The organism is Mycobacterium sp. E2733 (genome assembly GCF_001667585.1).
In the GTDB taxonomy this organism is placed as follows: domain Bacteria; phylum Actinomycetota; class Actinomycetes; order Mycobacteriales; family Mycobacteriaceae; genus Mycobacterium.
The window spans coordinates 22,753-46,862 of sequence record NZ_LZJZ01000132.1 but is presented as its reverse complement, the minus strand read 5'-3'; the positions used below and the strand labels follow the sequence as shown (position 1 = coordinate 46,862).

Here is a 24,110-nt window from a genome sequence, read left to right as displayed (position 1 = left end):
CAGCACGATGCCCACACGTCCGCGGTGGACCACCAGGCCCGGACGCTACAGCCAGCGCCCAAGCGGCCGTCCAAAAATCCCCTCACCCCCGCCATCACCCAGACCCTGGAATCGGTCAAGCCGGGGGAGCGGGTGCTCGTCGCCTCGACGGTCAATCGAGCCGAAGACGAAACGCTCTCCTTCCGTGCGCAGCTTGCCGCGCTCGGTGTTGCGCCGAACAACGCCGGTAGGGGTCGTTTCGCGGAGATCCCCACCACACCGTGGCAGCACTCCACCTTTTCGATCCCGGACCGCTCCGCGACCTGCTCCGCGAGCGATACCAATCCGCTGCTCGGCGGACACACGGAAGTGCCCGGGGGACAGGTGCATATCTGGCAGGCAGACGTTGGAACCGACGTCATCCCGTGGCTGGCCGATTATCGGGTGCACGGACAAGCCGTCCTGCCCACCGCCGCGGTCGCCGAGATCGGCTTGGCCGCCGCCACACAAGCCCTGGGTGTACCGGTTCACGCAGTCTCGATCAACCGACTGAGCATCGAGCAGCTGCTGCCGCTGGAATCCCACACGCCGCTGACGACGCAATTGATTCGCGACGTGGACAACACCATTCGGCTCGAGGTGCACACCCAGTCATCGACGGGCGACTGGTGCCGGCATGCGGTCGCTCAGGTCGACGTATCCTTCGACAGCACGGATGCCGCTATCCGCGACATCAGTGGCCGCTTTCTCGAGTCGCCGGGGGATGCCCGATCGCCGGCCGACTTCTACGCCGCGCAACACCGTGGCCCGGCCTTCACCGCGTTGACCCGGATCGTTGAGCTGCCCGAGGGTGTCTCGGAAACCGAGATCATGGTCCCCGACGAGGCACCGCGGTACGTCGAATGCCGGATTCATCCGGTGCTGCTGGACGCGGCGCTCCAAAGCCTCCTCACCGCTGCGCCCGGCGGCCGCGCTGCCACGGAATCGGATGGCGGCACGTTGTTGCCGGTTTCGTTCGAGTCGATCCGGGTGTTCGGCGAAGCGGGCCGGCATGCCCGGTGCCGCGCGAAAGTGATCAACTCCGATGACGACGGCGCGGGCGTGCTCGGCAGCATCACCTTGACCGACGACGCGGGCATTCCGACCGCCGAAATCACGGGCGTGCGCCTCCGCCGCATCGAACGCGAAGCGGTCCCTATACCGTTGAGTAACAAATTGTTCGAGACCACGTGGGTTGAGGCTCCGATCGCGGTGCAAAGCCCGTCGAGCGGTACTGCGGGCAGCTGGCTCATTCTCAGTGACGACACCGATGCCAAGGCCGCGGACGAATTCGCCGCCCAGTGGCGCTCACCGACCCGCCGCGTCACCACCGCCAGCCTCGTCGACGAGTCCGCCGTTCTGGCCGCCTTCGCCGAGGCGTCGGCCGATCCCGACAGTCCACCAACTGGAGTGGTCGCCCTGATCGGCGACGATCCGCGGGGCATGACCGATCCGCATGCCTCGCTCCAAAGCGCCCGCGACTCGATTTGGTTCCTAGCCTCCGTAATTCGTGCGCTGGTCGGCGGCTGGCACGGCCGCTCACCGCGGGTATGGCTGGTGAGCCGCAACGGCCTCGTCGTGCGCGACGGCGAACCCGGGCAGCCGCGTATCGGCGCACTGCGAGGCCTGATCCGGGTCCTGGCGTACGAGCATCCGGAACTGGGCGTCACGCTGATCGATCTCGACAGCGGCGCCGACGCCGCGTCGACGATGACGACAGAGGTGGCGTCGCCAAGTTCCGACGATGTGATCGCGTGGCGCGGGCGGCACAGGTTCATCGAACGGCTCGCACGCGCGGGCATCCCCACGCGCGCAAGCGACCCGGTCATCCGGCGCGACGGCGCATACATCGTCACCGGGGGCCTTGGCGGACTCGGCCTGACCGTTGCGCGCTGGCTGGCCGATAGAGGCGCTCGGCGCGTGGTGCTCAACGGCCGGAGCCGTCCGTCAGACGATCAACTCAAGGTCATCGCTGAATTGCAGGACCGGTGCGAGATCGAGGTGGTGCGAGGCGATATCGCCACACCCGACGTGGCCCAGCGCCTGGTCGGTGCCGCACAAGCGACCGGTCTTCAACTGCGCGGCGTCCTGCACTTGGCCGCGGTTATCGACGACAGCCTGCTCATCGCCATGAGCAGGGAAAGCCTGGACCGGGTGTGGGCGCCCAAAGCTGCCGGGGCGCTGCGACTGCACGAGGCGACTGCCGGGCTGACCCTCGACTGGTGGCTCCTGTTCTCCTCCACCGCTTCGCTGTTGGGCTCCCCCGGGCAGACCGCTTACGCATCCGCGAACGCGTGGCTGGACGCCCTGGTGTCGTGGCGGCACACACTAGGACTTCCCGCTGCTGCAATCCATTGGGGCCCATGGTCGGACGTCGGTGTTGCGCGTTCGCTGCCGAACGCCGCCGTTGATCCGATCTCACCGGCAGAGGGGATCGCAGCGCTCGAATCGGTGGTCGCCAGCGGCCGCGTGCACACGGGCGTTGCGAGGCTGCGTCCGGATCGCGCGCTGGCCGCGTTCCCCGAGATCCGCCAGCTCGGCTACTTCAGCGAGGTGATCGGGGAGCTGGCCACGGCGGGCGACGACGGTGGCTGGACCGGTCCGGAGGGGCTTCAGAACCTCGACCCCGTCGAGGCCGGGCGCATCGTCACCGAACGCCTATGTGCCCGCGTCGCGGCGGTCATGGGCCACGCCGGTCCCGCCGCCGTCGATTTGCGCGTGCCACTGACCGAGGCGGGAATGGATTCCCTGATGGCCGTGCGTATCAGGAACACCGCCCGTGTCGACTTCGGCATAGAGCCCCCGGTGGCTTTGCTGTTGCAGGGCGCGTCGTTACAGGATCTCGCGGACCATCTGCTGGGGCAGCTCGGACTGGTCGAGGATCGGTCCGCCGACCGGCACGACCGCGTCCGTAACCGGGCTCAGCAACGCGCGGCGGCGCGGCAAGGCGCCGCACTGCGGCGAAAGAAAGGACAACCCTTGTGAACGCCAGTACCCCAACCATTTCGGCATTGGACTCGTTGCCCGCGAACGCGATCGCGGTTGTCGGCATGGCCGGCCGATTTCCGGGCGCGAACTCGGTATCGGAGTTCTGGGACAGTCTCCGGCGCGGCGAGGAGTCGATCGTCACGCTATCCGAAGACCAACTCAGCGCCGCGGGGGTCGACGACAAGACCCTGGCGAATCCGTCGTATATCCGGCGCGCGTCGCTCGTCGACGGAATCGACGAATTCGACGCCGATTTCTTCGGTTTCCCGCCGCAGGCCGCGCGGATCATGGATCCGCAACACCGGCTGTTCCTGCAGTGCTGTTGGCATGCCCTGGAAGACAGCGGCTGCGACCCCGCCCGGTATGACGGCTCGATCGGTGTGTTCGCGACGAGCGGGGCCAGCATGTACATGCTGCACAATCTGCTGTCCAATCACGATCCGAACGAGATCATCGGTGAGGGACCGACATTCGACCTCGTCAACATGTCGCTGTGGAACGACAAAGACTATCTGGCCACGCGCGTCTCGCATCAGTTCAACCTGCGCGGACCGAGCGTCACGGTGCAAACAGCATGCTCGTCGTCACTCGTCGCTATCCACCTGGCGTGCCAGAGCCTGCTCAGCGGTGAATCGGACATGGTTCTCGCCGGAGGCGTGTCGCTTCGAATTCCCCACCACGTCGGCTATTGGCATCAACCCGGATCGATGGTGTCGCCGGTGGGGCATTGTCGGCCCTTTGATGTGCGAGCCGACGGAACCGTCTTCGGAAGCGGTGTGGCCACAGTCGCACTCAAGCCGCTGCAGGCGGCGGTCGCCGACGGCGACCGCATTCACGCCGTGATCAGGGGATCGGCGATCAACAACGACGGATCGATGAAGATGACGTACGCGGCGCCCAGTCCGGCCGCCCAAGCCGACGTCATCGCCGAGGCGCATGCCGTGGCGGACATCGATGCATCGACCATCAGCTACGTCGAGACGCACGGGACCGGCACTCCGCTGGGCGACCCGATCGAGATCGAAGGGCTGCGAAAGGCGTTCGGCGTTTCCGAGGCGACCAGACCCGGGCCGTGTGTCCTCGGCGCGGTGAAGTCCAATATCGGCCACCTCGGCGAGGCCGCGGGCGTGGTGGGCCTGGTGAAAACGATCCTGTGCCTGAAGAACCGGGCGATCCCCGGCACCTTGCACTACACGAGCCCCAACCCGGAACTGCATCTCGAGAACGGTCCGTTCGTTGTGCAGAACGAATACAGCCCATGGGAGTGGGACGGCGTTCGCCGCGCCGGGATCAGCTCCTTTGGTGTGGGCGGCACGAACGCCCACCTGGTCCTCGAGGAGGCCCCGCAGGACCCGGCGCCTGAAACCCACGGTGGTCCCCAGGTGCTTTGCCTGTCGGCGCGAACCTCCGAGGCGCTCGACGACTTCCGATCGGCCTTGGCCGCCGAGTTCTCCCGCCCCGATGCGTTGGACATGTCCGACGCTGCTTTCACCCTCGCCGGCCGGCGAACGGAGGAGATCCGGATGGCGGCGGTCGTTCAAGATCAGCAGGATGCTGCCCGGGTTCTGCAGGGGTCGGAGCACAACAACATTTTCATCGGTGAATCCGTCGAGAACACCGGATCGGATTCCGACAGGGTTGTTTTCCTCTTTCCCGGGCAGGGGGCTCAGCATCCCGGAATGGCCCGGGGGCTCTATGAAGCCGAGCCGGTGTTCACCGAACACTTCGACGAGTGCGCGGAAGGCTTTCGCCGGGAGCTCGGCATAGATCTGCGGACGGAGATCTTCAGCGCGGCTGGACGGGAGTTGGAGCGCACAGACGTTGCCCAGCCGGCCCTGTTCACGGTGGAATACGCGCTCGGAAAGCTGATCGAATCTTACGGAGTTCGCGCGGCCGCGTTCGCCGGGCACAGCATCGGCGAATACGCGGCGGCCACGTTGGCGAACGTCTTTGATCTTTCGACCGCGATCAAAGTCGTGTCCGTTCGCGCACGCCTGATGCATGAATCAGCTCCCGGTGCGATGGTGGCGGTGGCGATGAGTCCGGAGGCGGTGGCCGAGCACCTCACACCGGGCGTCGACCTTGCCGTGGTGAACGACCCGGCCAACTGCGTGCTCGCCGGATCACAGGAGAACATCCGAAAGTTGCTGACGCGGCTGCAGCAGCAGGGCACGCTCGTTCGCCGGGTGCGCACATCGCATGCCTTCCATTCCAGCCTGATGGATCCGGTGGTTCCCGAGTTCGCCGAGTTCCTGTCGCAAGTCGAGCTGAAAGAGCCGCAAACACCTCTGCTCTCCAACGTCACCGGGTCCTGGGTGACCGCCGAGCAGGCGACAGACCCCGCGATGTGGGCGCGGCAAATACGCGCCACGGTCCGATTTTCCGATGAACTGGAGCTGATCCTCGCGGACCCGAGGCGCGTGCTCATCGAGGTTGGCCCCGGCGGGACGCTGACCGGCTCCGCGATCCGCCATCCGAATTGGTCAGATGGGCATCGCACCGTCCGGTTGATGCGACACCAGGTCCAAACCCAAAGCGATCGAGACACTTTCCTGCTTGGCCTCGGTCAACTGTGGGCGGCCGGAATCGAGGTGGACTGGAGCCGCTTCTCAACCGATCGGCCCAGGCTGCTTTCATTGCCGGGTTATCCCTTTGCCAGGCGACGGCATTGGGTTGATCCGAATAAATCCACCAGTTGGGCAGCGGCACCCGCCGCAACGAACGGTGCGGACTCGCCGAATGGCGACGCCGACAACACCAGTGCGGACACGAGCACGCAGTCCGAGATCGAGGCGACCCTGCAACGCATTTGGACGCAATGCCTGGGCATCAACTCAATCGGCTTGACAGACAACTTCTTTGAGGTGGGCGGCGATTCGATCATGGCCATCGGTGTCGCGATGAGCGCAACGAATCAGGGCCTGGAGCTGAGACCGCAAGATCTGTATGAAAACCAGAGCATCTCCATGCTGGCGGCCGACCTCGCGGCGCGATACGCCGCGGGCGGCCTGGCGAGCATGCCATCCGGGGACGATGTGAATCCACCGGTTCCACCCAGCATGGTTGACCGCCTCGAGCACGGGTTGCGGGAGGCCGGTCGTGGGCGTGTGCCGCTAATCCTGCGGCTCGGCTCCGACGTCGGTGTTGACGACGTCCGCTCGGTGCTCACCGCCGTGACCAATCACCACGACGCCTTGCGCCTGACGATCGTGGAACGCGCGGGCAGCTGGGAGCAACACATCTGCCCGCCGGCCGAGTCCATCGATCTCACCCAGCGATCGCTTCCCGCCGGTATGGCTTCCGGAAGCCAGCAGGAGCGGGACGCCGTTTCAACGATGATCACCGAAGAGGCGCGCGGGCGGGATGCGTCCACGCAGGCGTTCAGCGCCACCTATATCGTCGATTCCAGCGGCGAACCGTGCTACCTGGGCATCTCCGTGCTCGAAATGATCGCGGACGGTCTGTCACGCGAAATCCTGCTGAGCGACATCTTCACCGCGTTCGCGCAACGGCTGGCGGGCGAGGACATCGTGTTGCCGCCGACCACCGCCACTTGGCGTGAGTGGTCCCAGCGCTGTGCGACGCTGGTTACTCACCCCGCCGTGCTGGAAAGTCGAGATTACTGGCTGGAGAATTCGACGAAATCCAGCCTGCAGCTGACGGATCAACACATCGCCGAACCACCGGAGGTCGATGATCTGGCGAAGCTCTCGTCGGCCCTGACAGACGAGCAGACCAGCGAGGTCGACCACGCTCGGCACAGGTTTCAGTTCACCGTCGAGGAAGTGGTCCTCGGCGCGCTGGCGCGGACGATCGCGCAGGCCCTCGGCGAAGGTGTCATCACCGTGAACCTGTCGGGCGATGGGCGCTCGGTTCTCAAGCCTGACGTCGATCCGCGCCGGGCAGTAGGCGGTTTCGCGACGATCTATCCGATGCCGCTCACGTGCCTGAGCCGCGAAAGCGCCGGCGCCACAGAGGTGTTGGCGGACATGCGCGACATCCTGAACGCCGTCCCGCATCACGGCATTGGCCATGGCCTGTTGCGCTACCTCTATGCGCCGACCGCCCGGCTGCTCGGCGCCATACCCCCGCCCGACGTATTCGTCTCCTACGAGGGCGTTATTCCCGACTTACCACCCGGCGAGGGGCCTGTGGAATTCATCGATGACTTCGCGATGCCGGTGCGCGACAAGGTCTCTGGCCTGGGCCGTGCCATCGAGCTTCGGGTTTATCGCTGGGGCGACGCGCTACACGCCGACTGGTGGTATGACACCCGCAGGATCCAGCGGTCACAGGTCGAAACGCTCGCGGAGCACTTCCCGGCAGCGCTCACCGAACTCGTGCAGGAAGCGATGGCGTCGGCCCGGGCAGACGGCCAGGCGGACGGCTTCAGCGAGGAAGTCGCGCTGGTCGACCTGTCGGCGGAATGACTCGGGCCGCAGTTGAGGCCCATAACGGCGAAGAGAGAACTGATGCAAACCAAGCCCAGACCTACCGCAGGCAAGAGCGTGATAGTCGACGGGATCAGCAAGTCGTTCGGTTCCGTCGAAGCGCTGCGCAACGTGAGCTTCGAAGTTGGCTGTGGGGAAGTGGTGGCGTTGCTCGGCCCGAACGGGGCCGGCAAGACGACAATGGTGGACATTTTGTCGACCCTCGCACTGCCGGACCGGGGGCGCGCCGTCATTGCCGGCCACGATGTCGTGACCGACGCCGCCGGCGCACGTCGGTCGATCATGCTGACCGGTCAGCAAGTAGCTCTCGACGACATGCTCAGCGGTCGAGAGAACTTGGTCTTGTTCGGTCGCCTACAGGGGCTGAGTAAGTCCAACGCGCGGGCGCGGGCCGAAGAACTACTTCGCGAGTTCGATTTGGCGTATGCGGCGAATCGCCGCGTCGGAACCTATTCGGGGGGTATGCGGCGGCGGATCGACATCGCCTGCGGTTTGGTGGTTCGCCCCGAGGTGGTGTTCCTCGATGAACCGACCACCGGGCTGGACCCACGGAGCCGACAAGCTGTTTGGGATCTGGTCGCCAGCTTCAAGGACCTCGAGATCGCGACCTTGCTGACCACGCAACACCTCGAGGAGGCGGACGAACTCAGCGACCGGATCATTGTGATCGATCATGGTGTCATCGTCGCCGAGGGGACCGCGGACGAACTCAAGGAACGCACCGGAGGCAGTTATTGCGAGATAGTGCCGCGGCACCTGGGCGATTTGCCGGCAATAGCGGATGCGCTCGGATCGCTGCTGCCCGAGTCGAACAGGGCTGCCCTGACGCCTACCTCGGATCGGATCGCCATGCCGGCACCGGCCGGTGCGAACACACTCGTCGAAGCGCTGTCGCGACTCAAGTCGGCGCACGTCGAGTTGGCAGACATCGCCCTTCGCCGCCCGTCACTCGACGACGTATTCCTGGCCCTGACAACGGATTCCAGTTCGCAGACGATGCGGGATGAATCGGCGTGGCGGGATCCGGCGCCGGCCGGCTCCCTCAGCAGCCCGAACGGCGACGGCGGACGGCACCGACGAAGCGATACGGACGTGATGTCATGACAACGGCGCTGACGGCAGCCCGACCGATACCCTCGACATTCGCGCAGTGGTGGACGCTCACCACCAGGTTAGTCACGCCCACGCTCCGCAATGGGGAAGTGGCTACGGCGATAGTTGCGTCTGTGGTGTTCACCGCCGGTTGGTACATACCGTTGAACCACATCATCGGAGTCCGATCGGGGATGAGCAGTTACGCGCAGTACCTGATGCCGTTGATCGCGCTGCAGGGCGTCTCGTTCGCCTCGGTCACCGGAGCCCTGCGCGCAGCGACCGACGCGCGCGACGGGGTCAACCGACGCTTCCAGTCCATGCCGATCGCCCCGCTGACACCGCTGGCCGCCCGCACCGCGGCCAGCGGATACCGCTGCGCGGTTGGTGCAGCGGCGGCCCTTATCAGCGGCCATGTCATCGGATTTCGGTTCTATCGTGGCCCGGTATACGCCGCGGCCTTCTTCCTGTTGCTGATTTTGATCGGTCTGGTGCTGTCATTCCTGGCGGACCTGCTGGGCAACCGTTCAAAGAACCCCCAGGCCATCGCGCAATGGCTGATCCTGCCCCAGCTGATTTTCGGGATACTCTCCGTCGGTATCCAACCGGCAGAACAGTTCCCGGGTTGGGCCCAGCCGATCATCCGCAACCAGCCGATTTCCCAATGCATTCTCGCATTGCGCGCATTGGCCGGCGATGCCACCCCGGACGCGGGCGCGGTGACCTGGCAGGTTGTCGGCCCGTCGCTGGCGTGGCTGGCCGGGGTGATGATGATCGTGGCGCCTTTGTCGTTCATCCTCCTGCGAAGGAGGTCATGATGCGTGTCGCAGACGGTTCCGCGCGAACATCTTTCACGGTTGTCCGCGACGACGCTTTCCCCAGCGTCGACCGCCGGTTGCCGGAGAGCTCGCCGCGGCTACTGGCGCCGAATACCCTGGTGCAAACACAGCGATTGCTCATCGGCTGGTTGCGGGATCCCATGACGTTCTTGTCCGGGCTCATATTGCCAATCTTCTTCTTGCTCATCATCACAGCCGTGCTCGGCCAATCCGTTGCGTCGGCCACGGGGCACAGCGCTCTGCACGGCAGCGTCCCGATGGTGACCCTCATCGGAGCGATGCATGGGGCATCCGTTGGTGCGCTCGCAATCATCACCGAGCGGTCCGACGGCCTGCTCGCCCGGCTGTGGGTGGTGCCCGTGCACCGCGCGTCGGGCCTCCTCGCACGGATCAGCGCCGACGCGGTGCGCATTGTCGTCAATTCGCTTGTCCTACTTTGTATCGGTCTGTTATTGGGTCTGCGATTCGAACGAGGCATGTTGGCGATCGTGGCTTGGCTCGCTGTGCCGATCGTGTTCGGACTGGGATTTACGGCGCTCATTCTCACAGTCGCTTTGTATTGGCCAAATTCGGTCTTGGTCGACGTGATCGTCTTGGTGGACTCACTGACGCTCTTCTTCTGCACGGGATTCGTGCCGTTGGACCAGTACCCACGCTGGATTCAGCCCGTCGTCCAGCACCAGCCGTTGTCCTATGCGGTTGAGACGATGCGCGGGCTGTCCCTGGGCGGTCCGGTGCTGGGCCCGGCGATCGGGACTCTGCTCTGGTCGGGCGGCATCGCCGCCGCCTGCGCCGTCCCCATGATGATCGGCTATCGAAGGGCGAGTATGCGCGGAACGTGACGCGGCGGCCCGTAAGAGCGGCCGCCCCAAGCCGGAAATGCAAGGGAGTCTCATGGTTTTTCCAACATCCGTCGTTCGAAGACTTGCGCCCAGCGAGAACTTCTTCGCCGAAACTCAGACCTTCTCCTCGGTCACCCTGGAGCTCAAGGGTGCCGTGGACGTCGAGGCCATGTCGACGGCTTTCGACACGCTGCTCGAGGTCTATCCGGTGTATGCCGGCCACCTCGAGCAAGCGGACGATGGGCGATACCAGATCGTTGCCGACGATTTTCTGCACCCTGGGACGTGGATAGTCGAGGGCGACGACGACCCCTCCTCGGTGATGCAGCTTGATCAGAATGTGTCTCTGGTCAACCTGATGTTGCGGACGGCCGACGAACATGTCGAGCTGACCCTGTACGTACACCACAGCCTGGCGGACGGCCATCACATCGCCGGGCTCCTCTTCGAGCTCTTCTCGAGGTACGCCGCAGTGGTGGCGACCGGCGACCCGGGCCCGATCACGCCTCAGCCGGCGCCTGAACCCATCGAAGCCCTCCTGGAGCAGCGCGGCATACAGAAGCAGCAGCGCTCCGGACTGGACCGGTTCATTCCAGCGATGTTCGCCCACGAGCTCCCGCCGAGACGAACGAGTGGCACCACCAAATCGGAACGGCCCGTTGCGGTTCCGGCTGCTCGCGGCGGACTCAGCAAGCCGGAGACAACGGCATTGGTGCAGTTTGGCCGCAAAAACCGGCTCTTCGTCAACAACCTGGTTTCGGCGGCGATCCTGCTCGCTGAATGGCGTATCCGCGAGACACCGCACATACCGATTCCCTATGTCTATCCGGTGAACTTGCGGGGGCTTCTCGAACCTCCGGTTCCTCCGACGGGTTCCACCCTCGCTCTGGGAGTGGCCACGTACCTCGCGCAGATCACCCCGGACACCACCCTCGTCGACCTCGCCCGTGACATCGCCGACACGTTTCAGGCCGACCTGTCCGAAGGCGTGATCCAGCAAGCGATGCTGCACTTCAACCTGCAATACGAAGGGGCGCTCCCGGGGCTGGCCGATGCGGTGGTGTCCACGAACATCGGTAGCCTCTCCGCAATACCCATGCCGGGCCTGGAGCCGGTGAGCTTTCACTCCGAGTTCTTTCGATCATCGTCCGCCGTCATCGATGTGTATTCGTTCGGAGTGGTCGCGGGGGAGCTACTGGTCGAGCATCACGTCCAGGCTTCCACGCCCGAACAGTCGCTTGAGTTGATACTTTCGCAGCTCCGCGCGGCCTCTCTGGAATATCAACCCTGAAGGATGGAGCTCTAATGTCTTCTCTCAGCCACACGCAGCCACGCAACGCCGGCACGGACAAGATCCACATCGACCTGAGCGGGCCGCCACAGACCATGCTGGACACGCTCTACGCCAAGGCGCTGGACGCCGACGCCGCTCGGCCGGTATTGGGTGATGTATACGCGAGACGGCTGGTATCCCAGCTGGATTACGACTGGGACAGGAGCGCTATCGCACGGCAGCGCCGCCGTCAAGTGGCGTCGGCGACCGTGCGCAGCGCCCAATTCGACGTCTGGGCGACCGAGTTCCTGGCGCTCCACGGCCGGGCGGTGGTCCTGCATCTTGGCTGTGGTCTGGACAGTCGGGTGTTCCGGTTGAACCCCGGGCCCGGCGTCGATTGGTACGACCTCGACTATGCCGACGTGATTGCGCTGCGCAAGCGGCTCTATCCGACCCGCGACCATTACCATCTGGTGCCTGCCTCCGCCACCGACCCGTCCTGGCTCGCCGGGATCCCCACGGACCGGCCGGTTTTGATGCTTGCCGAGGGCCTGAGCATGTACCTGACCGCGGACGACGGGCTAGCGTTGCTCCGCCGCGTGGTCGAGCACTTTCCCGCCGGGGAACTGCAATTGGATTTCTGGAGCCGGCTCGGAAGTCGGGTGCAGCAGAAGACCAACAAGATCGTGACTCTTTCCGGCTCGAGACTCGGGTGGACGGTCCAGGGTCCCGACGACGTACTCGCCGGTGTTCCGGGAGCCAGGTTGCTGGCGGCGGATTCGCTGTTCCGAGCCGGCACAGTCCGGCGGCTGCCCATGTCCTATCGGTTCGTCGCCAGGTCCGCCTCGCGAATACCGGCTTTGCGCAGGAGCATTCAGCTCCACCGCTATGCCTTCTAAAGACCTGCGGGACGGTGTGACGATGGGCATGGAGCAATTAGACGCCATAATTGTGGGCGCCGGCTTCGGCGGAATGGGCGCGGCGATCCAGCTCAATCGCCTGGGGTACCAAAACATCGCGATCCTCGACCGCGAGGATGACCTGGGCGGAACCTGGCACATCAATCGATATCCGCGGCTCACCGTCGATGTGCCGACCACTACATACTCCTATTGGTTCGAGCCGTACCCTTACTGGTCGCGGTTCTACGCGCCGGGGCAGGAACTCAAGCGGTATGCCGACCACGTAGCCGACAAGTACGATCTGCGCCGCTACATGCGATTTCGCACCAGCGTGGACGGCGCGCGCTGGGACGAGGAAGAGCGTGTGTGGCGCGTCGCGCTCGCCGGTGGGGAAACGTTGACGGCCCGGTTCCTGATCACGGCCACCGGCTACCTGTCCCAGCCCCGCATCCCCGATATCCCGGGCATCACCAGCTTCGAGGGCAAACTGATGCACGGATCCCGGTGGGATCACAGCTACCCGTTCGAGGGCCGCCGCGTCGGAATCATCGGAACGGGCGTGACGGCGGTGCAGTTGGTGCCCGAACTCGCCGAGAACGCTCGGGAACTGACTGTCTATCAGCGCACACCGATCTGGGTGGTCCCGAAGTTTGATTTCGCAATACCGCCCATGGTGCAACGACTTTTCGCCCGACTACCGTTTTTGCAGCGCGCCGTCCGCTGGATCACCGACATCATCGCCGAATTGGGCGTGCTGCCCGGCTTCGTGTATTACCGGTGGACCAGGCCGCTTACCCGTGGCAGCGCGAAAATCTCGAAAATGCACATGTTCGCGTCGATTCGCGACAAAGAGCTGCGGCGAAAGCTGACACCGGACTACGACTTCGGTTGCAAGCGGCCGACATACCACAACTCGTACTACCGCACCTTCACCAAGCCGAATGTCCACCTGGAAACGGCGGGGATCGCATGGGTCGAACCCGACGGCGTGGTCACTGCCGACGGCCGCAAGGCGACGATCGATACGCTGGTACTCGCGACCGGCTTCGATTTGTGGGAGGCGAATTTCCCCGCCATCGAAGTGATCGGCCGTCAGGCACGTAACCTCGGAAAGTGGTGGCGAGACAACAATTTTCAAACGTATCAGGGTATGTCGGTGCCATCCTTCCCCAATTTCCTGAACCTGGCCAGCCCTTACGCCTTCGTCGGCTTCTCCTATTTCAACATGGTGGAATACCAGATGCGCCACATGAACCGGCTCTTCGGCGAGTTGCGCAGGCGTGGGTGCAGCACGTTTGAGGTAACCGAAGAGGCCAACGCGCGGCACTTCGACGTGATGAGCAAACGGGTCGACGACATGGTGTTCTTCCGCGGCAACTGCGCCTCGTCGCGGTCCTACTACTACCGGGGGAAGGCGACGATGATTCGCCCGACGTCCACCCGCAACGCGGTGCGGGACTCAATGCGATTCCCGTTGAGCGACTACAGATTCACTTGAGCCGGTCGATAGCAACGTGACCGGCACATCGAGAGGGGAGCGTTATGCAGATTGCCATCGTGGTGGTCTCGATCGGCCTGGCGGCGTACCTGGCGCTTGCCGGGATTGGATGTCTTTTCTACATGAAGCAGGCACGCGAAGACGCGGAGCACCTGCGCATCTCGTCGGCGCTGACCCGCTTCATCGGCTGTTGCCTACTGGCCGCGGTCGTTGGTCTCATCGCCGGTCTGTTCTGGCGACCGCTGGCCATCGCCGCCGCCATCGGGCTGTTGCTGTTGATGGTCGGCGCCGTCATTTTTCACCGGCGAGTCGGCGACCCGATCACGACGACGGTGCGGGCGCTGGTGGTCTTCGTGCTCGCCGGGTTCATCCTGGCCGTCGACATCTGGCTGCTGGCAGGCTGACTTGCCCGCCGCTACGACATCTGACCTACGTCTCGGGACGCGCCTCCGCGAGGCGCGCAATACGCGCAGTTGTCTCGCCGAAGGTCTCCGCGAGGCGATCGCCCATCAAGCGCGCTGCGACGCCGGCGAACGGCCCACTCAGATCGACGTTCTCGGTCAACACCGTTCCGCCCTCGGCGGGTTCGACCATGTGTTGGTATGTCATCGTCAACCCCGGCAACTTCGACACCCCCACCCACATCTTCGGTGGATCCACCTGCGTGACAGTGGATGTCGTCGGGGGGCCACCCTTGACCTTCATCGCGATCTTTGCGCCAACCACGAAATCCGCGTCAATCTCGGCCTTGTCGATGATGCCGCCCGGCCATTCTGGCGGGTTGGTCCAGACCGCCCAAACCGTCGGTGCAGGTGCGGAACACTTGGACGATGCCGCGAACGATCGCTGTCCTTTTCTCATCAGGACAGGATTGCACCCGGTGACGAACTCAAACGGAACTCATCCATGTTGATTCATCGCCGAACCCAGTCAGCGGAGGTAGGACGCCCGTGATGACCAGTGGCGGACACGGCCACCCGATCGTCTCGAACGCGGACGCCGCGCCGGGAGCGCAGCTGGCTGCCGATCGGGTGGGGGAGCCGCGGCACCGGCGAGTGAAGCGGCGGATCAAGCCGTTGGGATCGGCGCGATCAGCGGGTGTTGTTGTTCCCCCCTTGCCTGAACTGCGACCCGTCGAAGTGCCAGGACGCGGGACTACCGAGGTTCGTCTCGCGGCGGGTCCGACTCCGGTGTTGTTGTTGCACGGGTGGGCGGTCACCGCCGATTTCAACTTCTGCCACCTGATGACCCCGCTCGCCCAGCGGTTCGGCGTCGTGGCCGTCGACCTTTGCGGGCATGGACGCGGCCTGCCGGTGCCCGATACCGAGCGGTTCAGCATCACCCGGTGTGCCGACGACGCAGCTGCGGTGCTCGATGTCCTCGGAATCGATCGTGTGGTCGTCTGCGGCTATTCCCTCGGCGGGCCGGTCGCCATGGAATTCGTCAGGCGCCACAAAGATCGGGTTGCGGGACTGGTTCTGGAATCGACCACACTGGCTTTTCCGAACCGGCGTGACAAGATCGCGGGCTTGATGTTCCGAGCGCTGCGTCCGCTGGCGGATCGCAGTCGCGGCGTTGGCCGCTCGCTCCCACTGCGCTACTACAACCGAATTCGTGCCGGCGATCGGCAGACCGTGGCATGGTGGCCCTGGCTGTGCGGAGAGCTCGTCCGGTGTCATCCGAGAGTGCTCGTCGACGTGATCCTCGCCGAATACGCCTTCGACTTTCGGCCCTGGGTCGGATCGCTTGCGGGCCTGCCGGCGACGGTCGTTGTGACCACCCGTGATCGCGCGGTCCCGCCGCGCGATCAACGTGGTATGGCGCGTTTGCTCGACGCTCCGATGATCGAGCTGAATGCCGATCACGACGTATTCCTCACCCAGCCGGCGTCATATGTCCAGGCCACACTCGCCGCCGTCGAATCCGTCGGCGCGCAGTCGTGATCGCCCATCAATCGACGTTGACCACCCGCAAGCCACCCGACGCGCTGATCTCGGCCACGGGCCGCCGATCGGTGCGGCCGGTCGCAAGCCGCTCGCGGTTCTGGAGCAGGCGGACGAGTTGATCGCGGTCGCCGATTTCAAGCTTGGCGAAGATTCGGTACAGGTGTCCGTCGACGGTACGCACGGAGACGCCAAGCCGGTCGGCGATTTGACGGTTGGTCAGGCCGGCCGCGACGAGGTAGGCGGTCTCTCGCTCCCGATCGGTGAGGGGGAGCGGGTTGGCGGCCAAAGTGGTTGCCGGGCTGTGTAAATCGCATAGGCTGGCAAGCCAGTGGGCGTGGGTAGACGCTTCAAGATTGGGCATCCGCGCACCCGTACGGGCGTGTTCACATGCCGCGTGGGACGCAGCGTCGGCGGCCATCGCCAATGCGCCCATCGATTCGAATTGCCGCGCTGCGTCGTCGAGTCGATGCCCGTCGTGGTATGCCAGACCGTGGCCGTGGGCGGCCATGACGGCGGCAAGCGGTGTGCCAAGCTCCCCACGCAGCTCTCGAAGCCGGCGTGACTGAGAACGATCCCCGAACCGGACAGCCGTGTGCAGCGCCCGCATCTCGACCGCGTGCATCCCCGACCGGCGCGCGAAGCGCGCGGCGCGCTCGGCGAGCGTCTGTGCCGTTGTCGCCTCCCCAGCGCAGGCGCGCCGCCAGGCGCGCGCCAACTCAAGCTCTGGCAGGAAGACCGCGACCTGCGGGCCCGCCGCGTGCTCGGCTTCGGTCAATGCCCGGACCGCGGCCTCGGTGTTTCCCCGCGCCGCTTCCGCTTGAGCGCACCACGCGGCGACGAGCATTGCCCAGCCATGCGGCAGTCGTCCCGACGCCATCGACAAAGATTTCTCCAGGGCATCGCACGCCGGTCCCAACTGACCTCGCGCGTATGCCACGCGGCCCATCAGTGCGTCGGTGATCGCCCGGCCCGCCGGAGCGTCACCGGCCAGTGCGGCGTAGCGCTCGCAGATCCGGTCCGCAGCGGTGAGATCCCCGGTGGCGGTCAACATGAATATCTCGGAGAAGCCGATCGTCAGTCCATCCACCCCTGAGTCGTACTGGGTGGCAGCGAGCTTGCCGCGCGCGGCGACGAGCTGTACGTCGTCCCACCGTCCACACAGTGCCAGGGCGCAACCCGTTGCCGCGGCCGCTTGCACGGTCGGCGCCGGCGCCATGCCCAAAGTGACTGCCGCCAGTCCCTTGGTGATCGCCGTCGGCAGGTCGCCGCCGAAGAACGCGAAGGAGACCTCCATCGCGGTGATCGGGTCGAGCACATGAGAACTCGCGCGCGCTCGCGCCGCACGCAGTATTTCACCCGCCGCATCCACCTGTCTGCAGCTGAAAAACAGGTTTGCGGCTCGCATGCAGCTCCAGTGCACGGTCATCGCTTCATCGCCGCCGTCCGGGACCATTCCGATCAGCAGCTCTTCTGCCTCGTCCCCGCGCCCTTGCCGGCTCATGGCCTCGGCGAGCGTGGTTGCCGCCGGCATGCCGCCCCCGCTGTCGTAGGCGTACCGGGCAAGCTGTTCTCCGAGACCCGGATCCGACATCGTCACGGCGGCCGCCGCCGCACCGGTGACCAGATCGAGATCCGGCACATCGTGGGTGTGCAGCATCAGCTGAGCCAGCCTTATCTGGGTGCGCCAATCCGGCCGGCCGGACTTTTCCCGGACGTAGCGCGACAACTCTTGCGCCAATAGGCTTTTGAGCTCCCGCTCACGCGCTACCCCGCCCAGTCTGGTGACCACCTCGGCCAGGATCGGATGCTGCAACCGCGCCACGGTGTGCGTTTCGTCGACGATGAGCTGGACCAGGCCCCGGCGTTCCGTACGTGCGACCGCATCCGCGCTGCAAAGTACGCGAAGTAGCTCCCAGTCCAATACCTCGGCGGCTGCAATGATTTCGACGACCTCGAGTTCGTCGGGTGCCAGCGATTCCAGGTGGTGCTTCACGAAACCGTCGAACTCCGCGTCGGCCCGGAGTTGGCCCTCCAGGCGCCAGCGGCCTCCTTCATAGACCAGTACGCGGTGCTTCAGAGCGCCTGCCATCAGGCCGCGCAGCAGGAGAGGGTTTCCGGAGGTGAGGCGGTGCAATTGGTTGACCGCTTCGCTGTCGACAGGGCCGTCGAGGCTGGTGTGGGCAAACTCCGAGGTCTGCGCGAGTGTGAACGCCTCGAGGTCGAGTCGACGCAGCACACCCTCCTGCCAGAGCGCCGCCACGGCGTCCGGGACCGGTTCACCCGACCGGATCGTCAGGACGAAGCGGCCGCCGCGCGCGATTCCGAGCTGGCTGATCAGGATCGCCGACAACGGATCGAGCCACTGGGCGTCGTCGACGATCACGACGAGATTCTTCTGCTGGCCCAGAATCCGATGCGCCGTGGCCAGCATCACGGCCGGCGGATGCGCCGCATTGACGGGCACCGAACAATTGAAGGCGCCGAGCGGGATCGCCTGGCCGGTACGCGTGCCACGGATACGCCGCAGCACGTGCCCAGTCGACTCGAGGTTGTCACCAATAGCGCGGGCCAGCGTCGATTTACCCACCCCGGCTTCGCCCACGAGAACCGCGCCCCGGTAACGCGCGCCGGGTTCCAGTGCTTCCAACGCTCGCTGGATTTCCGACGTTCGTCCGATTATCGGCCATCCATGCACCTATGAGAACCTTCTCTCTACCCCATTCGGCTAGATCGACTACGTACCCCCTCACGGCGTGAAGTCACATAAATAAACCTGAGAATTCCTCCCGGCCAGGAGGTGGGCGATCCAGCCGTTCCCACCCCGCCCCGGCCCAACGCGCGGACGCAGCCCAGGTGTAGTCCGGGTGCCGATGGGTACGCCAGGACTCGATGCGAAGTCTCACGGGAGTGGTTGCGCTGGTCACCGGCGCGGGTGCCGGGATCGGCGCTGCGGAGGTGCGGCTGCTGCTTGACCGCGGCGCTCAGGTATGCGCCGTCGACATCGACGAGGGCGCCGCACGCCGCAGCGGGGCGGAACTGGCCATCGGCGCCGACACCACCGACCGTGAGGCCATGGCAACCGTCGTCGACCGTGTGGTCGAGCGTTTCGGCAGGCTGGACCTCGTCATCTGCAACGCGGGGATCACCCATCGGCCCGCGACGCTACGGGTGCTCGAGCCGGGCGAGGCGCAACGCGTGATCGAGGTCAATCTGCTCGGCACGCTAAACACGGTCCAGCCGGCGATCGAACCGCTGATCTCCTCGCGCGGGCGGGTAGTCCTGGTCTCCTCGCTGGGATGGCTGCCCAACGTGGAGTCGCGGTCGATACTTCCCGGTGCCGGCGGGATCGCCTATACGACCAGCAAGGTGGCCGTCGAGATGCTCGGCCGCGGGCTGCGACTGGAACTGGCCGCTTACGGCGTCGGCGTGACGATCGTCTATTTCGCCGTGGTCGACACCGCGATGGCGAGGCTGACGCTTGATTCCCCCCACCCGAAGGCCGTCGACAAGGTAGGCATCAGTCCTGAGCGGGCGGCGGCCGCGGTGCTCCGTGCGGTCGAGCGCGGCAAGGTTCGGGCGATCATCCCCGCCCGCTTCAAGTTCATGGACTACCTTCGCCTCTTCGGCGTGCACCTGGACAGCTTGCTGTGGCGGATCAAGAGTCAGCGAGAAGTGGTCCGCGCTTACGATTCGTCCCGATAGCGCGGTGCTCAGCTCAAGAAGGCGTTGATGGCCGCGGCGAGGTCGGGGGACGCCGATGTGGCGAGGTTTTGGTAGCCACCACCGCTGAGCTGGGCGACCGCTTCCCACGTCGCGCGGTCCGGGTCGCCGCCGAAGTCGATGACGTTCACCGCGATGGGCTTGGCCGGGTCCGCACTCTTGCGGATGAAATCCTGCAACCCGGGACCGTCCAGGCTCTGGTCGGTGTGGGGACCCGCGGTGATGACCAGGATCGAGTTGGTTTGGCCCGGGTGGTAATTGGCCTGCAGGTCTTGGTAGATCAGTCGCAGCGTGGTGAACGAGACGGCACCGCCGGGCGACGAGTACTGCTTGTCCAGCGCTGCGGTCAGCGCCGCCGAACGCGGCTGGCCGTTCACGGGGTCGCTCAGCGGCCCGCCGGCGACCTCCGAACGCCCCTCGTGACCGTCGAACGTCCACAGCCCGACCACCGAGGTGGGCGGCAGCGCCCTGATCTTGTCCTGCAGCGCGGCGATCACGTTCGCCAGCCGGGACTTCCCGCCTTCCTGGCCGGGCATCGACTGGTCGAGCATGATGGTCGCGGCGAGCCCGCTCGACGGGCTGGCCATCGCCTCGGCAAGTGTCGCGCGCATCGCGTCGTCACCCACCGACACCGTCGCGGGGAGCGCCGGGAACGTGGTGACCGGGCTGCTCGGCGGTTTGACCCCGTTGACCCGGAAGCCGGCCTTGGCCAGCTTGGCGAGTTGGTCGGGCTTGCGCATGAAGTGCGCGAACTCGCTGGCCGCCGAGGTCTGGTCCTGCGTCAGCCACGAGCCGCTGAGCAGCACCGTGGGGTAGTCGGCGACCGGCGCCGGCCCGGATGGTAGCCAGGTGGCCAACGTGCCCTTGGCGTCGGGCAACGATTGGCCGCGCTTGAACAGCTGCTGCTCGGTGGTGATCACCGCATGCACCGATGCGGTCGCCGCGTCAGGGGGTCCGAGCAGCGCGTCCATGGCCTCGGTCAGCTGGCTGTTAGCCAGCTTCGGTTGCGCGCTCAGCAAGGCGCGCACCGCACCGGTGCCCTGGGTTGCCGGTGCGCCGGGAGGCGTCGACGCGGCCGCCACCGCTTCTCCGGCCAGGAACGCCGCGTCGCCGTTGCCCTCCATCGGCAGCGCCAGCCGCAGCGACCCCCACGCCGGCAACTTCACCGCGGCCAAGCCGTTCGGGTTGGTCTGCAGCCCCGGCAGCGCCGCCCAGTTCTGGTTGCCGAGCGCGCGCTGGAGTTCCGGCCGGACGGCGAGCACCACCGGCGACGTCACCAGCGAGCGGCTGTCGGTGATCGTTTTCTGCGCCGTGGCCCCGGCCAGCCGCGCGGCGGAGACCGAGCTGCCCGGAATCCACAACGCCGGCTGCCCACCCAGCTCGGCGGGCCACTTGCCGATGAAGCCGTTCAGCACCGCGTCGGATCCGGCCGGTTTGACGCTGACCTCCACGCAGTGGTCGCCGATCGGGCCGGCCGAGGAGTTGTAGGCCTCCGCGAAGTGCTGCACGGAGTCGGCGATCGACGGGTCGGCGATGACGGAGACCGTCTCCTTACCGCCCACGCAGCGACCGGCGGCCTGGTGCGAACGGTTGGACAACGCGTCACCGAAGAAGCTCCACAGGATCACGCTGCCCACCACCACGACGACGGCGACGAGGGCCACGATGACGCCGATGCTGACGCCCCGGCGGCCGCCCTCGCTGCGATGGCCGCCCCGCCAATCGCCGAGGCCGCGGTGGCCGCGGCCGAACAGCGACGGCGACGAGGCCGGCGGTTCCGCGCTCGGCGGCCCCGGTTGCCGCGGCGGGAACTCCGGATAGTCGTCGGCGGTGTCACCCTCGAACCCGTCGTCGGTGGCGTAGGGCTCATCCTCGGCGTCGAGGTGGTCCTCGACCGGATAGTCACCCGCGTCCGCGTAGTGCTCGGTGGCTGCGTCCCGGTGACGGTCGTCGGCGTCGCCGCTTTCGTAGGGCTCGTCGGCGGAGTCCTCAGGGCCGGGCAAACTGTGCCTACCCATAGCGGTGTCCGTCGCCTTTCCGTTGATCCATCCGACTTGTTGTGAACCCGCCGCTGATCTTAGTCGTCGGCGGCATCGATGCGTCGCGAGCCCGATTAAGGCACGAGCTCAATTTGATTGCGCAGCGCGCGCCTTGGCTTCGCGCCGGCGGCGATGCAGGATCGGCTCGGTGTAGCCGTTGGGCTGCTGCGTCCCGGTCAGGATCAAATCCTGGGCGGCCAGGAACGCAATGCTGTCGTCGAAGTCGGGCGCCATCGGCAGGTACGCCGCGTCCTTGGCGTTCTGCTCGTCCACCAGCGGCGCCATCCGCTCCAGACTGGCCCGCACGTCCTCCTCGGTGATCACCCCGTGGCGCAGCCAGTTGGCCAGCAGCTGGCTCGAAATCCGCAGTGTGGCGCGGTCTTCCATGAGCGCCACGTCGTGAATGTCGGGCACCTTCGAGCAGCCGACGCCCTGGGCGACCCAGCGCACCACGTAGCCGAGGATGGACTGGCAGTTGTTGTCGACCTCCTCGCGGATCTCCTCGGGGGCCCAGGCCAGTTCTTTGGCCAGCGGGATGGTCAGCAACTCGTCGATGTTGGTGCGCTTCTTGCCCGCCAGTTCCTCCTGCACGGCCCCCACGTCGACGTAGTGGTAGTGCATCGCGTGCAGGGTGGCCGCCGTCGGCGAGGGCACCCACGCGGTGGTCGCACCCGCCTTGGGCTGGCCGATCTTCTGCTCGACCATGTCCGCCATCAACTCGGTCATGGCCCACATGCCCTTGCCGATCTGCGCCTTGCCCTTGAATCCGGCGGCCAGCCCGATGTCGACGTTGGCGTCCTCGTAGGCCTTGATCCACGTGGTGTTCTTCATCGCGCCCTTGCGGATCATCGGACCGGCCTCCATCGACGTGTGGATCTCGTCGCCGGTGCGGTCCAGAAAGCCGGTGTTGATGAACACGACGCGGTCGGCCGCGGCCTTGATGCAGGCCTTGAGGTTGACGGTGGTGCGCCGCTCCTCGTCCATGATGCCGACCTTGAGGGTGGCCTGCGGCAAGCCCAGGACGTCTTCGACGCGGCTGAACAGCTCGCAGGTGTACGCGACCTCGTCGGGTCCGTGCATCTTGGGCTTGACGATGTAGATCGACCCGGTGCGGCTGTTGGTCAGCGGGCCGTTGGCCTCCCCGGTCTTGAGCCCGTGGATCGCCGTCAGGCCGGTGAACAGCGCATCCATGATGCCCTCGAACACCTCGTTACCGTCGGCGTCGACGATGGCGTCGTTGGTCATCAGATGCCCGACGTTGCGGACGAACAGCAGGCTGCGGCCCGGCAGCGTCAGCTGGCCGTCACCGTCGGGCGTGGTGTAGGTGCGGTCCTGGTTCAGCACGCGGGTGAAGGTCTTGCCGCCCTTGTCGACTTCTTCGGCCAGGTCGCCCTTGTTCAGTCCGAGCCAGTTGCGGTAACCGAGCACCTTGTCGTCGGCGTCGACGGCGGCCACCGAGTCCTCGAAGTCCATGATCGTGGTGACGGCCGATTCCAGGACCACGTCCTTGATGCCGGCGCGGTCGGTCTTGCCGACCGGCGATTCGGGGTCGACGAGGATCTCGATGTGCAGGCCGTGGTTGACCAGGAGCACCGACCAGTCGGGGGAGCCGAGCTCGCCGGTGTAGCCGGCGAACTTCTCCGGGCTGGCCAGGCCGACGGATCCGTCGGCGGTCGCGATCTTCAGCTGGCCGTCTTCGACGGACAGTCCCGTCGCGTCCGCCCAGGACCCGGACTCCAGCGGCACCGCCTGGTCGAGGAAGTTGCGCGCATACGCGATGACCTTGTCGCCGCGAATCTTGTTGTAGCTGGTGCCCTTTTCGGCGCCTTCGCTCTCGGGAATGACGTCGGTGCCGTACAAGGCGTCGTACAGCGAGCCCCAGCGCGCGTTCGCCGCGTTCAGCGCGAACCGGGCGTTGAGCACCGGCACCACCAGCTGAGGTCCGGCGGTCGTGGTGATCTCGTCGTCGACGCCGGAGGTCGTGATCGTGAAATCCTCGGGTTCGGGCAGCAGATAACCGATTTCGGTAATGAACTGGCGGTACGCCTCGACGTCGAACGGCTCGATCACGCGTTGCCGGTGCCACCGGTCGATCTGGGCCTGCAGCTCGTCGCGGCGGTTCAGCAGATCCTGGTTTTTCGGCGTGAGATCGGTGACGACTTTGTCGACCCCGGCCCAGAAGCTGTCCGGGTCGATGTCGGTGCCGGGCAGGGCCTCGTTGTTCACGAAGTCGTAGAGCACTCGGGCGACGCGCAAGTTCCCCGCCGACACGCGATCAGTCATGTTTCTCCTCCATAATGAAGCCTCACCAAGCCGACATTGGCTCGGAGTGGCAATGTCTTCAGCGTACCGAGCAGCAGCCTGGTGAGCGCATCCGCCCAAACCTGCCACGCCAGGTCAGACCGCGCTGACAGCTCTAACCATGCCGCTGCGGCGAGCCCGGGGATCGAATTCCAGCAACGCATCCGTGCGCCTGCGATCCTGCGCCCTCCAGCACTTTCT

At 65.7% G+C, this 24,110-nt stretch carries 15 protein-coding genes; 11 read left to right on the top strand and 4 right to left on the bottom strand.

The window, feature by feature from the left end:
* From A5678_RS24330 to A5678_RS24290, 9 genes are all read left to right on the top strand, one after another.
* Positions 1–3,003, top strand: a 3,003-nt coding sequence (locus tag A5678_RS24330) for a type I polyketide synthase (protein ID WP_156747066.1), incomplete at its 5' end; no start/stop codon positions are given.
* Positions 3,004–3,029: 26 nt separating this feature from the next.
* On the top strand, positions 3,030–7,436 hold the full coding sequence (locus A5678_RS24325) for a type I polyketide synthase (protein ID WP_068048115.1): 4,407 nt from the start codon (positions 3,030–3,032) through the stop codon (positions 7,434–7,436).
* A gap of 42 nt (positions 7,437–7,478) precedes the next feature.
* Positions 7,479–8,561, top strand: a complete 1,083-nt coding sequence (locus tag A5678_RS24320) for a daunorubicin/doxorubicin resistance ABC transporter ATP-binding protein DrrA (protein ID WP_068048112.1) — start codon at positions 7,479–7,481, stop codon at positions 8,559–8,561.
* The gene (locus A5678_RS24315) at positions 8,558–9,367 is read left to right on the top strand and encodes an ABC transporter permease (RefSeq protein ID WP_068048109.1); all 810 of its coding nucleotides are present in this window, start codon (positions 8,558–8,560) and stop codon (positions 9,365–9,367) included. Before A5678_RS24320 ends, A5678_RS24315 begins: the two co-directional genes overlap by 4 nt.
* A complete protein-coding gene (locus A5678_RS24310) occupies positions 9,367–10,230 on the top strand; it encodes an ABC transporter permease (RefSeq protein ID WP_231983751.1) in 864 nt (287 codons plus the stop codon). Before A5678_RS24315 ends, A5678_RS24310 begins: the two co-directional genes overlap by 1 nt.
* A 52-nt stretch (positions 10,231–10,282) precedes the next feature.
* The gene (locus tag A5678_RS24305) at positions 10,283–11,521 is read left to right on the top strand and encodes an acyltransferase (RefSeq protein ID WP_068048103.1); all 1,239 of its coding nucleotides are present in this window, start codon (positions 10,283–10,285) and stop codon (positions 11,519–11,521) included.
* 14 nt (positions 11,522–11,535) lie between these two features.
* Positions 11,536–12,402: a class I SAM-dependent methyltransferase gene (locus tag A5678_RS24300; protein WP_068048099.1), complete on the top strand. Its 867-nt coding sequence runs from the start codon at positions 11,536–11,538 to the stop codon at positions 12,400–12,402.
* A gap of 22 nt (positions 12,403–12,424) precedes the next feature.
* Positions 12,425–13,903 carry an NAD(P)/FAD-dependent oxidoreductase gene (locus A5678_RS24295; protein ID WP_068048096.1) on the top strand — a complete coding sequence of 493 codons (1,479 nt, stop codon included), beginning with the start codon at positions 12,425–12,427 and terminating at the stop codon, positions 13,901–13,903.
* A 44-nt stretch (positions 13,904–13,947) separates the two neighbouring features.
* Positions 13,948–14,307 carry a DoxX family protein gene (locus tag A5678_RS24290; RefSeq protein WP_068048093.1) on the top strand — a complete coding sequence of 120 codons (360 nt, stop codon included), beginning with the start codon at positions 13,948–13,950 and terminating at the stop codon, positions 14,305–14,307.
* 25 nt (positions 14,308–14,332) lie between these two features.
* On the opposite strand, the gene A5678_RS24285 is transcribed toward A5678_RS24290, so the two are convergent.
* Positions 14,333–14,764 carry an SRPBCC family protein gene (locus tag A5678_RS24285; protein WP_068048090.1) on the bottom strand — a complete coding sequence of 144 codons (432 nt, stop codon included), beginning with the start codon at positions 14,762–14,764 and terminating at the stop codon, positions 14,333–14,335.
* Between the two features lie 92 nt (positions 14,765–14,856).
* On the opposite strand from A5678_RS24285, the gene A5678_RS24280 reads away from it, so the two are divergent.
* A complete protein-coding gene (locus tag A5678_RS24280; protein WP_082945727.1) occupies positions 14,857–15,846 on the top strand; it encodes an alpha/beta fold hydrolase in 990 nt (329 codons plus the stop codon).
* Positions 15,847–15,853: 7 nt separating this feature from the next.
* On the opposite strand, the gene A5678_RS24275 is transcribed toward A5678_RS24280, so the two are convergent.
* Positions 15,854–18,544: a LuxR C-terminal-related transcriptional regulator gene (locus A5678_RS24275; RefSeq protein WP_368664903.1), complete on the bottom strand. Its 2,691-nt coding sequence runs from the start codon at positions 18,542–18,544 to the stop codon at positions 15,854–15,856.
* A gap of 194 nt (positions 18,545–18,738) precedes the next feature.
* On the opposite strand from A5678_RS24275, the gene A5678_RS24270 reads away from it, so the two are divergent.
* Entirely contained in the window at positions 18,739–19,551 is an 813-nt protein-coding gene (locus A5678_RS24270) for an SDR family NAD(P)-dependent oxidoreductase (protein WP_068048081.1), read from the top strand.
* An 8-nt stretch (positions 19,552–19,559) separates the two neighbouring features.
* On the opposite strand, the gene A5678_RS24265 is transcribed toward A5678_RS24270, so the two are convergent.
* Entirely contained in the window at positions 19,560–21,587 is a 2,028-nt protein-coding gene (locus A5678_RS24265) for a substrate-binding domain-containing protein (protein WP_068048078.1), read from the bottom strand.
* A 108-nt stretch (positions 21,588–21,695) separates the two neighbouring features.
* Positions 21,696–23,891, bottom strand: a complete 2,196-nt coding sequence (locus A5678_RS24260) for a malate synthase G (RefSeq protein WP_068048075.1) — start codon at positions 23,889–23,891, stop codon at positions 21,696–21,698.
* Between the last annotated feature and the right edge of the window lie 219 nt (positions 23,892–24,110).